General features: G+C 66.5%; 11 protein-coding genes and 1 tRNA gene. 11 read left to right on the top strand and 1 reads right to left on the bottom strand.

The genetic code is table 11. From position 1 onward, the window contains the following. The first annotated feature begins 14 nt into the window (after window positions 1-14). The 5 genes from PUT80_RS25980 (at window position 15) to PUT80_RS25960 (ending at window position 5,204) form a co-directional block, all read left to right on the top strand. Window positions 15-326: a hypothetical protein gene (locus PUT80_RS25980; RefSeq protein WP_275293783.1), complete on the top strand. Its 312-nt coding sequence runs from the start codon at window positions 15-17 to the stop codon at window positions 324-326. Next, window positions 323-1,345, top strand: coding sequence for a DMT family transporter (locus PUT80_RS25975; protein ID WP_275293782.1), 1,023 nt, complete (start codon window positions 323-325; stop codon window positions 1,343-1,345). Before PUT80_RS25980 ends, PUT80_RS25975 begins: the two co-directional genes overlap by 4 nt. 11 nt (window positions 1,346-1,356) lie before the next feature. Beyond that, a complete protein-coding gene (locus PUT80_RS25970) occupies window positions 1,357-1,629 on the top strand; it encodes a hypothetical protein (protein WP_275293781.1) in 273 nt (90 codons plus the stop codon). Window positions 1,630-1,633: 4 nt separating this feature from the next. Then, complete coding sequence (locus PUT80_RS25965) at window positions 1,634-1,786, top strand: hypothetical protein (RefSeq protein ID WP_275293780.1); 153 nt, start codon at window positions 1,634-1,636, stop codon at window positions 1,784-1,786. 1,150 nt (window positions 1,787-2,936) lie between these two features. Further along, window positions 2,937-5,204: a hypothetical protein gene (locus tag PUT80_RS25960; protein ID WP_275293779.1), complete on the top strand. Its 2,268-nt coding sequence runs from the start codon at window positions 2,937-2,939 to the stop codon at window positions 5,202-5,204. Window positions 5,205-5,539: 335 nt separating this feature from the next. On the opposite strand, the gene PUT80_RS25955 is transcribed toward PUT80_RS25960, so the two are convergent. Further along, window positions 5,540-5,613 (bottom strand) — tRNA-Leu (locus PUT80_RS25955). A 229-nt stretch (window positions 5,614-5,842) separates the two neighbouring features. Here PUT80_RS25955 and PUT80_RS25950 point away from each other — a divergent pair. The 6 genes from PUT80_RS25950 to PUT80_RS25925 all read left to right on the top strand — a co-directional run bounded on the left by PUT80_RS25950 (window position 5,843) and on the right by PUT80_RS25925 (window position 12,137). Beyond that, window positions 5,843-6,454 (top strand): response regulator, encoded by a 612-nt coding sequence (locus PUT80_RS25950; RefSeq protein WP_067582000.1) that lies wholly within the window; start codon window positions 5,843-5,845, stop codon window positions 6,452-6,454. Between the two features lie 631 nt (window positions 6,455-7,085). Continuing rightward, entirely contained in the window at window positions 7,086-8,261 is a 1,176-nt protein-coding gene (locus tag PUT80_RS25945; protein WP_037818084.1) for a branched-chain amino acid ABC transporter substrate-binding protein, read from the top strand. A 94-nt stretch (window positions 8,262-8,355) separates the two neighbouring features. Continuing rightward, entirely contained in the window at window positions 8,356-9,369 is a 1,014-nt protein-coding gene (locus tag PUT80_RS25940) for a branched-chain amino acid ABC transporter permease (protein WP_037818218.1), read from the top strand. Next, complete coding sequence (locus PUT80_RS25935) at window positions 9,366-10,511, top strand: branched-chain amino acid ABC transporter permease (RefSeq protein WP_275293778.1); 1,146 nt, start codon at window positions 9,366-9,368, stop codon at window positions 10,509-10,511. Before PUT80_RS25940 ends, PUT80_RS25935 begins: the two co-directional genes overlap by 4 nt. Further along, complete coding sequence (locus PUT80_RS25930; protein ID WP_037818086.1) at window positions 10,508-11,437, top strand: ABC transporter ATP-binding protein; 930 nt, start codon at window positions 10,508-10,510, stop codon at window positions 11,435-11,437. The genes PUT80_RS25935 and PUT80_RS25930 overlap by 4 nt, the downstream gene beginning before the upstream one ends. Continuing rightward, complete coding sequence (locus PUT80_RS25925; RefSeq protein ID WP_037818087.1) at window positions 11,424-12,137, top strand: ABC transporter ATP-binding protein; 714 nt, start codon at window positions 11,424-11,426, stop codon at window positions 12,135-12,137. The genes PUT80_RS25930 and PUT80_RS25925 overlap by 14 nt, the downstream gene beginning before the upstream one ends. Window positions 12,138-12,274 lie beyond the last annotated feature (137 nt).

Raw genomic sequence — 12,274 nt, 5'->3', positions numbered from 1 at the left:
AAGGAGTTTCAACGATGAAACCCGCACCGAAAATGCAGGCGGTCATGGTGCTCTACCACCTGGGCGAAGACGGCCTGTGGGAGCACCACTTGTTCGGGGCACTGCGCCGGCGCTACGGCGACGCCGAACTGTCCGGCCTGCGCGAGGACCTCATCGGGCTGTCCACCGTCGGCTGGCTGGAGGTGCTCGAACACCGCAGCCACCGGGGCCATCTCTTGCGCCGCTACCGGCTCGCCGCATCGGCGAGGCGGCTTGTCGAGTACCAGCTCGATCTTCGCCGGTACCTGCCGGTCGAACTGCCCGCGCGCACCGGGAACGTCGCATGAGCGCGCCCGACCCGGCCGCGACCGCGCTGGCCGAGCGATCGCGCCTGGCCGACGGGAAGAAAACCCGGATGGGGATGATCTACGCGATCCTCGCCGCGCCCGCCCTCGGCCTCGCCTTCGGCCTGCTGGGATCGATCGTCTCCGCGCCGCCGTTCGACCGGCAGCAGCCGACCGGCGCGTTCGTTCTCGTGGCCGCACTGCAGGTGCCCTTCGGCGTCCTCGCCATCGCGATCTTCCTGCTCGTCACCGGCACCTGGCGAGACGCCGCGCGGATTCTCGGCCACCGGGTCAGCTGGTGGAATCTGTTCGTCGCGGTCGGCGGGTTCGTGGGCGACTTGTGCTTCGCCGCCGCCTCGGGACTGATCGGTGGCGCTCTCGCCGGTTCCATCGGCGGGCTCGCCGGGGTGGTCGGAGCGATCATCGCGGCTGTGCTCTACCGAGAACGGATCCTTCGCGCGTCCACTCTGGTCGGTCTCGCGGCCCTGGCAGTCGGGATCTGGCTGGCCGTCTCCGGCGGGGAACTCGGCGCCCCGACGCATGGCTGGTACTTCGTGGTCGGTCTGCTGATCATCGTGGCCGCGGTGCTCACCTGGGGCTTCGAGAGCTTCGCCATCACCGCGGGCACCGACCTGATGCCGCCGGAGAGTTTCCTGTGGTGGCGGGCTTTCCTCGAACTGCTCATCGCCGACATCCTGCTCGCAGTGCTGTTCCCGGAGGGCCGGCACGTCGCCGCGGCCGCCTGGTCCCAGCCGCGGCTCGTGGCGATCGGCGCGGTGATCGGGCTGGGCTGGGCGATCTGGATGATCATGGGCTACTACATCGGAATCTCCTACGCCGGTGCGGTGCGCGGCGGCGTGCTGACCAACACCCTGGCGTTCTTCTTCATCGCCTTCTTTTCCCTCACCGTCTACGGTGCGCCGTTCAGCACCTACGTGATCGTCGGTTCGGCGATCACCATCGTCGGCACCCTTTTCATCGTCACCGAACCCAAAGCCCACCTGACGCGCTTGCGTTCCTGAACGGAGAACTCATGTCCACCCGACCGTCCACATCGGACTGGCCAGACGACGACGCGCTCGCCGACGCCTACCTGCGCCGCAGCGCCCGGGCCAAGCTGCGCCGCCTGTCCGGACTGATCGTCTTGTGCGCTCTCCTGCTGGCCGTCCTCGTGCTGATCTACTCCGAAGGCTGGTATTCCGGCTCCGGAGCAGGCGGCGCGGGCTGGGTGTTCGTCGGCATCGGCGTCGCGGCCGCGGCGATCGCCGCCGTCGTCATCGACATCGTCTACCGGAAGGAACTCTGAAGTCATGTCCGCATCCGAAACCGGGCCCGCGCCGGCCGCGCGGGAGTTGCCGTTGCTCAACGCACGCCGGTGGGCGTTGGGATTCCTTGCCTTCGCAGTGGTCCTCGCGGTTGTCTTCTCCCAATTCCTGATCGGCTTCGCCGCGCACGCGCACTGAGCGGCAGCGCGAACTGGTCTTCCGCTCCCGCAGCGAGGGCCGAGGCACCTCGGCCGCGGCGAGGAATTCGTCGATCGTCCACTTTCCTCCTCGCTGATCCGGGTAGGACATCACCGCTCACAAAGGATCAACGCGGCCCATTCTTTCCCATACTTCGCGCAATGCCGCTGTTCGATCAGTCACGGTGGTGCCTTTCTTCGGCGATGAGGACCAGGCATGACTGCGTCAGCGGGGACGGCGATTTCGCGCGCCAAGAAGGCTTGGACGCGGACCCTGCCTCCGCATGACGCCTGGTTCTTTGATCGCGGTGAGCGATAGATACGTTTCCCCGGGTTCGCTTTCGACACTGTCGTTCCGTTTTCGCGCGCAGCAGTCCAAAGGTTCCAGCGTGGCCAGCCCGGCCGTCTTCGCTGCCTTTCAGGAGCCGACGGGGCGACGGCTCGACCCTGAGGTGGCACAGTGAGCTCACCGAACAGAAACCGCGTGACAGGTGTCGCCAAGCAGGCCGCGGCTGCGGTGCTGGACACGCTGAACTGCTCAAGATCTTGTGCGAGGGCGCGTGACGCGTCGCCGAGACCGTTGTCGCTCTCGCAGTGCATGCGGTGGTCGTGCTGGATCGTTTCGACGGAATAAGCCTGCGGACGCTGGCCGAGTTGCTGGGCTCGACGCCGCCATCGGCGAGCAGGCTGTGCGGCCGACTGGAGGTGGTCAGGTTCCTCGTGAGGCACTTCCCGAGCGACGGTCGACTACGCCGTGCGCGTGCTCGGCCACGTCGGAAACGCGGACGCAGTCGAGGTCCTCTGTCGGCTTGGCGACGACCCGGAGCTTGGGAGTGCAGCGTTCAGTTCACTACGGCGTTTGGCCCGAGATCGGTAGCGACCTTCCGGTCTCGCCGGACCGGAGGGCAGCAACGGACCGCCTCTCAGCGTCACGTGTGGCTGGTCCGTGCCGGACACCAACGTCAGCAGCGGGCCCCTCTCTGTCTGCCAATCCGGCGAAGTCCACCCAGCATTCGGATGACCGAGCGTGTTTTCCAGGAGAGGCTCTCGCGACCGTCTGCGCACCGCATCAGAATGCATCACCTAGGGTGACGCATACTGTGCACGCTGCTATCGTCCGTCCCGGATCGGCTTGGAGGAGGGGTTCGCGTATGGATTGGATCGGCTTAGGGGATGCGGTCCTCAGGGGCGTCGCAGTGGACGGCGTGGCGAAAGGCGTCGCCGGCGGGGTGGCCAAGTCTCTCCAGCGGAAACTCGGGGACGTGCCGGCAGGCAACGCGGATCTGGCGGACCGGCTGAAGGACGCCTGCAAGGATCCCGCGTTTCAGGACGCGTTGCTGCGGGGACTCAGGCGGCGCGAGCCCCGACGCGACGCCGCCAGGCCCACAGCGCCAGACCCGTTTTTCAACCAGGAAATTCTGCGTGAGCTCCGCCCGAAGCCGGGACTGTGGCTCCTTGTCGGTCCTCCGGGTGGAGGGAAACACACTCTGGCGATGTGGTGGGCGCACCATTGGACGCCCCAGTTCCACGACGGCTGTGTGAGAGTGAACCTGGACAACCACCGGGTCGACGGGTCGCTGGACACGGCCAGCGTCCTGGTTTCCGTTTTGCAGGATCTGGGAATTCCCGCTTCTGACATCAGCGACGATCCCCGGCGGCTCCCTCGGCAGTATCAAAACGCGTCCCTGGAATATCATTTTCTTCTGGTTCTCGAGAATCTGCGTCACTCGGACGACGTCAGCATTTTGCAACCGGTTTCGCCGGTGAATCTCGTTCTCGTGACCAGTGCCGCGGTTGACTGTCGGCTGCGTTCCGAGGTCACTCTCGATCGCGTCGTCGAACTGCCCATGCTGGACGATGTGCCAGCCAGGAAGGTGCTGGAATCGCGGTGCGCCCCTTCGGTTCTGGACGCCGAACCGGACGCGACTGACGAACTGCTCAGCTTGTGTGGCGGTCGACCGCGGATCCTCGTTCAAGCAGGCGTTGCTCTCCAGTACGCGAGGGCGGCCGGTCCCGGCACGGTTGTGCGAGATTTTCTCGAGACGCTGCCGGCCGAGGGGCTCGCCGGGGCCGATGATGTGATAGCTGAGGCCGTGCGGCGGGCGTTCGACTCCTTGGGTGCGCACAACCACGCATTGATCGCTGCTCTGGCGGCATACCCCGCGGCAGGCATCACGCCCGACAGCGCGCAGGCAGCGGCAGGATTCCCGGTCACCCGGAGCGACCTGGCGAAGCTGGTGACGGGCTTCGTTCTCGCGAAAGGCCCTGACGAACGTCCGGTGATGGACGAAGTGACGCGGCGGTACGTACCCGCCCTGCTTCCCGCGGACTGTCAGCCGCCGGCCGCCGCGGTGTCGCAAAGGTTGCTGCGCTGGTTGATGGAGAAGGCTCGGGAAGCGGACAGCGATCCTGGTCGGCTGCGGGTCCCTGAACAGTCGACTGTGAGAGGTGATGCCGTGCGGGCCAAGGCCGCGCTTGGCATGCTCCTCGACCTCGTCACCGAAGTCGTCCGTGACGCGTGCGGGGCTGGACAAGACAGCGAAGTCTGTCTGCTGGTCATGAACTTGGAACTGTTCGCGAATCGAAGGAGCCTGCACTCGTGGTTCCAGGTGCTCAACGGCTACCGGATCACCAGTGCTCGCCGGATCGGCGACCCCTTCATCCTGATTCGAGCCTACTCGATGCATGCGCGCATGCACTTCCTGCAATACCGCTTCGAGAAAGCGCAGGCTCAATTAGATCTGGCATGGGCGCAGGTTGACGAGGTCGAGAAGCGCGGCCTTGGCGACGAGGCCCTGCGACGCAGGGTCCGGTCTTCAGTGCTCGAGATGCAGGCGCGACTGCTGGAGATGCGGGCAGATGACGGCGATCATCGACTCTACTCCGGGGCGTTGCAGTGCATGCGGCAGGCGATTGAAATCGACCGGGAACTGGGCGAGGTCAGCATCCGCGACCTGAGTATTCACCTTCGGATGGGCGCGAACATCCACTGGAAGGCGGGGGAAGCGGGCCTGCCTGCGGAGATGGACGAGGCGCGACGGTGGGTCGACAAGTCGGTCAGCATCAGCGTGGACGACGTCAACCACGGCCGCGCGGAGATGGTCCGGGCGAAAGTGTGCGGCGCTTCGCGGGAATTTACGGGGGCGCTTTGCGCGCACGATGAAGCGCGTCGGCTGCTCGGCAAGGAGGATGCGGGCCCGTACGAGCGCGAGCTTTGCGAAATCGATGCCCGGTTGACGGCTCTGCGCGGTCTGTTCGACGATGCCATCGAGAAATGGGCCAAGTTGATGGACCGGGCAGTCAGTAGCGGAAGCCACGACTTGGAGCGCTATTCGCGTGAAATATCCAGGCTTCGTGGGAAAACTGTCCCGGGACGTTTCCGAAGGTTTTTCAAACGGGACTCGCAAGATGATTGTTAATGCTCAGAGGATCTGCGTCTGTCGCGCCGGGGCCAAGGGCAGTGAACTCGCCGTGAAGCCGGGTCGGCCTGGCCGGAGCGACCAGGACTGACTCGCATAGTGATCTCCGAACCGTCCTTCGCAGGCGTCGCGGCGGATGTCGGAGCAGCCGTACGGATAGCGATCTCCGCACGGGTCGACGCTTTGGACGCCGAGACCGCGAGCCAGCCCGGGCCGGACGAGGCTGCCTTGCTCGACGCAGTGGCCCTGGCCGAGGCGGCGGAGCGGATCACGGATCAGATGACCGACATGCAAGCTGCTCAGTCGAGCGCGCTCGCTTGTGTAGAGGTTGTCCGTGCCCCCGGTGAGATTCGAACTCACACTGGACGGGTTTTGAATCCGTTGCCTCTGCCAGTTGGGCTACGGGGGCGCAGTGCCGGAAACCTTACGGGACCCGTCCTCCCCTCCGGCGACCGGGTCCGATGATCGGGTCCGGTGATCGACGGGGATCGGCGGTGATCGACTTGGGGCCGGGGCTGGGTGTCGCCCGCCACTTCGTGGTGAACGCCATCGTGGGATCTGGATCGGTCCCGGTACGCTGGGCTCTCGCGGGTGACCGCGTGTCGAAGACGTCCCGCCGAGCCTTCAGGAGGACACCGGTGACCGAACAGGCTGCCGAGTCGAACGGCGCCGCCGGCGTGCCGCAGCGACGGGTGCTCGTCGCGGAAGACGAGGCGCTCATCCGGCTCGACCTGGTGGAGATGCTGCGCGAAGAGGGCTACGAGGTGGTCGGCGAGGCCGGCGACGGCGAGGAGGCCATCGCGCTGGCCACCGATCTCAAGCCGGACCTCGTGATCCTCGACGTCAAGATGCCGAAGCTCGACGGCATCGAGGCGGCCGCGCGGATCACCGGCGACCGGATCGCGCCGGTCGTCATTCTCACCGCGTTCAGCCAGCGCGACCTCGTCGAACGGGCCCGCGACGCGGGCACCATGGCGTACCTGGTGAAACCGTTCGCCAAACGCGACCTCGTGCCCGCGATCGAGCTGGCCGTCAGCCGGTTCTCCGAGCTGCAGGCCCTCGAGGCCGAGGTCGCCGGGCTCACCGACCGGCTCGAGACCCGCAAGGTCATCGACCGGGCGAAGGGTCTGCTGATGAGCCGCCAGGGGCTCACCGAACCCGACGCGTTCCGCTGGATCCAGCGCACCGCGATGGACCGGCGCACCACGATGAAGGCCGTCGCCGAGGCGGTCGTGGAAAGCATCGGCTGAGCAACCGGCAAGCACCCGGGGAAGCGGGCGTGACCAGGGGGTCGCGCCCGCTTTTTCGTGGCCCGGCACTCCGGAAACGCCGGAAACCGTTCCGGAGAGTCACCGCCCGGCCCCGGAGCGCGCTCCCGCCCAGCGGGACTGCCGTCCGGTTCGCCGCATCCGTCCCGGCCCGCCGTGTCGCGCCGAAACCTGGGCGCCGACCAGCGAAAACCCTTCTGCGGCACCGGTTCGCGACCCACCCGTGCGGGTTGATCTGCCCTGCGCGAAAGGGCAAGGTTGCTACCTTGGAGGCCGGGGGATCGTGGTGTCGGTCACGGTGACAGAGGGGATGTTCCTACACTGCCTCCATCGATCGGACGCCAGGTCTAGGTCCGTTCGAGGGGTGCTCGGACACGAAGAGTCATTCACTCGGTCGTTGCAATCAGACGATCGAGTGTAAATCGTCCGTTAATTCTCGTGACGACCGTCACGATGTGGATACAAGACTCGCTGTGACTCTGTGCAACACCTCACCCGGCGGCTACGTTCAGCGCCCAGTCGAAGTCCCACGCAGGGACCCGCCGTTCCGCAGGAGCGTGGCGGGTGGCATTTGGAGGAACGAGTGCAGAGAGCACGACTCACTAAGGTCATCGTGCTGGCCGCGGCGGGAGTCATCTCCCTTGGCGCCTGCTCGGCGCGGACCGGCGGTGACTCGGGTGGCGACAGCGGCGCGCCGCAGGCCGCGGCCCCGTCGGCGGCGGCGAACGCGGCGGACCCGGCGGGAGACGGCAAGGCGCAGTGCGCGCCGACCTCGATCGCCTACGCCGGCACGATCAACGGCGCGAACGCGGCCCTGGGCCAGAACATCCTCAAGGGCGCGAAGCTGGCGGTCGACCAGCACAACAAGGCGAACCCGGGCTGCCAGGTCAAGCTCGCGGAGTTCGACACCGAGGGCACCCCGGACAAGGCGCCGGGCATCGTGACCCAGATCGTCAACACCCCGGGCATCATCGGCGTCATCGGCCTCCCGTTCTCGGGCGAGTCGAAGGCCGCGGGCAACATCTTCAACTCCGCGGGCCTCGTCGCCGTGACCCCGTCCGCGACCAACCCGTCGCTCGCCCAGAACGGCTGGAAGACCTTCTTCCGCGCGCTGGGCAACGACAACGCGCAGGGCCCGGCCGCCGCGAAGTTCATCACCGGCGAGCTCAAGGCCAACAAGGTCTGCGTGATCGAGGACGACTCCGAGTACGGCACCGGTCTCGCCGCCTCGACCGTCAAGGCGCTCGGCGACAAGGCGAGCTGCCAGGACAAGGTCAAGACGAAGCAGACCGACTTCTCCGCCGTGGTCAACAAGATCAAGAACGAGAAGCCGGACGCGATCTTCTACTCGGGCTACTACCAGGAAGCCGCTCCGTTCGCGCAGCAGCTGAACGACGCGGGCGTCAAGGCCAAGTTCGTCGGCCCGGACGGCGTGAAGGACGACCTGTTCGTGAAGGGCGCCGGCGACGCCGCGGCCAACGCGTACTTCACCTGCCCCTGCGTGCCCGCCGACCAGTTCACCAAGTTCACCGACGCCTACAAGGCGGCGACCGGCGTCGACCCGGGCACCTACTCGCCCGAGGCCTACGACGTCGCGACGATCCTGCTGAAGGGCATCGACGCGGGCAAGAAGGACCGCGCCGGCCTGCTGGACTTCGTGAAGACCTACGACGGCCAGGGCATCACGAAGCACTTCAAGTGGGACGACCACGGCGAGCTCGCCGCGACCACCGTGTGGACCTACAAGGTGGAGAACGGGAAGATCGTCCGCAACACCGAGATCAAGTAGCTCACCGCTTTCGGTTCCAGTACCGGGGTGCGGGCCAGGCGGCGAGATCCCGCCGGGCCCGCACCCCGGACCCACATGGAGAACTAGTGTGTCGATGACCCCTGACCTCAGTTCGCTCGTCCTCGCGCAGGGCGGCGGAAGCTGGATCACCTTCGACGTGAATTCGTTCCTGAACCAGTTCTGGGACAACACGATCGACGGTCTTTCCTACGGCAGCATCTACGCGCTCGTAGCGCTGGGCTACACCCTCGTCTACGGCGTGCTCAAACTCATCAACTTCGCCCACTCCGAGGTGTTCATCTACGGCGCCTTCGCGACGTGGTTCACCTTCTACGGCTTGGGTTTCCGCCCCGGCGCGACCCCGGATCTGCCGATCTTCGAGCTGATCGGCTTCCTGCTGCTCGCGCTCATCGCGTCGATGGCGGTGTCCGGCGGCACCGCGGTCGTGCTGGAACGCGTGGCCTACCGGCCGCTGCGCAAACGCAAGGCCCCCCGGCTGGTCTTCCTGATCACCGCGATCGGCGCTTCCTTCGTGCTGCAGCAGATCCTGTTCATCTGGCGCGGCGGCAACCCGGAAAACAGCATCCGGCTGCTGCGCAACGACGAGGTGTTCACGATCTTCGGCGGCAGCGTCACGATCGTCACCATCATCACCGTGGTGGCGTCGATCCTGCTGATGGTCGGCACGGACATGTTCGTCAACCGCACCAAGTTCGGCCGCGGCATCCGCGCGGTCGCGCAGGACCCGGACACCGCGACGCTGATGGGCGTCAACAAGGAACGCGTCATCACCCTGACGTTCCTCATCGGCGGCCTGCTGGCCGGCGCGGCGGCGCTGTTCTACATGATGAAGATCCCGCAGGGCGCCTCGTACCAGGGAGGCTTCATCCTCGGCATCAAGGCGTTCACCGCCGCGGTGCTCGGCGGCATCGGCAACCTGCGCGGCGCGCTGCTGGGCGGCCTGCTGCTCGGCGTCGTGGAGAACTACGGGCAGTCGCTGTTCGGCGGCGCGTGGCGCGACGTCGTCGCGTTCGCCCTGCTGGTGCTGATCCTCATGTTCCGCCCGACCGGCATTCTCGGCGAATCGCTCGGAAAGGCACGGGTATGACGACGACTACGACGCCGCCCGCCGCTCCGGAGAAGGCGCGCCGCCGTCCGCTCTCGGACTGGTGGAACAGGCTGTCCCGGGTCCAGCAGTGGGGGGTGCTCATCCCGCTGGTGGCGCTGGTCTACCTGCTGCCGGTGCTGAACCCGCCGCTGATCACCACCCAGCCCGGGTACGACTTCCCGATCGCGATGTTCGAGGTGGCCCGCTACGCGCTGGTCGCCATCGGGCTCAACATCGTGGTCGGCCAAGCGGGTCTGCTCGACCTCGGCTACGTCGGGTTCTTCGCGATCGGCGCCTACGTGATGGCGCTCTTCACGAGCCCGGACTCGTCGCTGGCGAAGCTGCCGTTCCTCGTCGTGCTGCCGATCGCGATGGTGGTCACGATGATCTTCGGGGTGATCCTGGGGACGCCGACGCTGCGGTTGCGCGGCGACTACCTGGCGATCGTCACGCTGGGCTTCGGCGAGATCGTGCGGCTGCTGGCCGACAACATCGACCCGCTGCGCGGCAACCGCGGCTTCCAGGGCGTCGGGCACCCGCCGGGTGTGAAGGCGGACGGCAACCCGCTCTTCAACAACACCGACGGCATCCCGTGGTACTGGCTCTGCGTCACGATCATCATCGTGATCCTGTTCGTGGTCGGGAACCTGGAGCGCAGCCGCGTCGGCCGCGCGTGGGTCGCGATCCGCGACGACGAGGACGCGGCCGAGATCATGGGCGTGCCGACGTTCAAGTTCAAGATCTGGGCGTTCGTCGGCGGCGCCGCGGTCGGCGGCCTCTCCGGCGCGCTGTACGCGGGGCAATTGGGCTTCGTGAACAACCAGAAGTTCGACGTGGTCACGTCGATGCTGTTCCTGGCGGCGGTCATTCTCGGCGGCGCGGGCAACAAGGTCGGCGTGCTGCTGGGCGCGATCGTGGTGGCGTACGTGCCGCTGCGGTTCCAGCAGATCGCGGAGTACAAGTACCTGATCTTCGGGCTGGCGCTGATCGTCCTGATGATCTTTCGCCCGCAGGGCCTGCTCGGCGCGCGGCAGCGGCTGCTCGCCTACGGCAGGCAGGCGTACCAGCGGCTGCTCGGCAAGGGCGAACAGGTCAGCAGCGACGGTTCGCTGGTCACCGACAACCCGGGGGAGAAGGCATGACGGTCCCTGGCAACGGAACCGGGCCCGAGGTCCCGGCCGAGGGCGGCCTCGTGGCCGAGGTCGCGAACATGACCGCCGACGAGCTCGCCGAGCACGAGGCCGAGGTCGCCGAGGTCGTCGCGCCGGACCGGGAGATCCAGGCAGGCTACGGGCAGACGCTGCTCAAGGTCGACGACGTCACCGTCCGCTTCGGCGGGCTGGTGGCGCTGGACTCGGTGTCCTTCGAGATCCGGCGCGGCGAGATCCTGGGCCTGATCGGGCCGAACGGCGCGGGCAAGACCACCTGCTTCAACGCGATGACCGGCGTCTACCGGCCGTCCTCGGGGCAGGTGCTGCTCGAGGACCAGCCGCTCGGCAAGACGTCGCGGCACGGGATCACCCAGCTCGGCATCGCGCGGACGTTCCAGAACATCCGGCTGTTTTCCGAGATGACCGCGCTGGAGAACGTGGTCGTCGGCACCGACGCCCGGCACAAGACGAGCCTGCTCGGCGCCCTCCTGCGAGTCCCGCGGCACCACCGCGAGGAGAAGCAGGCGATCGAGAAGGCCATGGCGCTGCTGGAATTCGTCGGCATCGCCGACCGCGCCGCGGACCGGGCGAAGAACCTGCCGTACGGCTATCAGCGCCGGCTGGAGATCGCGCGGGCGCTCGCCACCGAGCCGAAGCTGCTGTGCCTCGACGAGCCTGCCGCCGGGTTCAACCCGGCGGAGAAGGAAGAGCTCATGGGGCTGATCCGGACGATCCGAGACGACGGCTACACCGTCCTGCTGATCGAACACGACATGAAGCTCGTCATGGGCGTCACCGACCGGATCGTGGTGCTGGAGTTCGGCAAGAAGATCGCCGACGGGCTGCCTTCCGAAATCCGGGAGAACCCCGCCGTGATCGCCGCTTACCTGGGAGTTCCCGACGATGACGTTGCTTGAGCTAACCGAGGTTTCCGTCCACTACGGACGGATCCAGGCCGTGTCCGGGCTGTCCATCACGGTCAACGAGGGCGAGATCGTCACCCTCATCGGGGCGAACGGCGCCGGCAAGTCCACCACGATGCGGGCGATTTCCGGTATCCGGCCCATTTCCGGCGGTGCCATCCGGTTCGACGGCGAGGACATTTCGCGGCTGCGCGGGGATTTGCGTGTGGTTCGCGGGATTTCGCAGGCGCCGGAGGGGCGGGGGATTTTCCCCGGCATGACGGTGCTGGAGAATCTGGACATGGGCGCTTATGCGCGCAAGGACCGGAAGAATCTGCAGCCTGATTTCGACCGGGTGTTCGAGTTGTTTCCGCGGTTGGCTGAGCGGAAGACTCAGGTCGGCGGGACTATGTCCGGGGGTGAGCAGCAGATGCTCGCTATCGGGCGGGCGTTGATGGCTAAGCCTCGGTTGTTGTTGCTGGACGAGCCTTCCATGGGGTTGGCGCCGCAGTTCATTCAGCAGATTTTCCGGATTATTACGGAGATCAATCGGCAGGGGACTACGGTGCTGCTGGTTGAGCAGAATGCGCAGCAGGCGTTGTCTCGGGCGCATCGGGCTTATGTGCTGGAGACTGGGCAGATTACGAAGACTGGTACTGGGCAGGAGTTGTTGGCTGATACCAGTATCAAGGAGGCTTATCTCGGGGTGGGGTGATTGGCTCGTCGCCTGGCGGCGACATTGCGGCCCTTTGTTGCGTGGGCACCCCGATTTTTCATTGTGACTACGGCGCGGGGGTGCTTGTCAAGGCGGGAAAGATGCCTTGACAAGCACCCCCGCGCCGTGTTTTTGGC

Origin of the sequence: Amycolatopsis sp. La24 (assembly GCF_029087445.1) — a bacterium.
GTDB classification, from domain to species: domain Bacteria; phylum Actinomycetota; class Actinomycetes; order Mycobacteriales; family Pseudonocardiaceae; genus Amycolatopsis; species Amycolatopsis nivea.
Note: the sequence above shows the minus strand (reverse complement) of the source record. Positions and strands in the feature narration are given on the sequence as shown.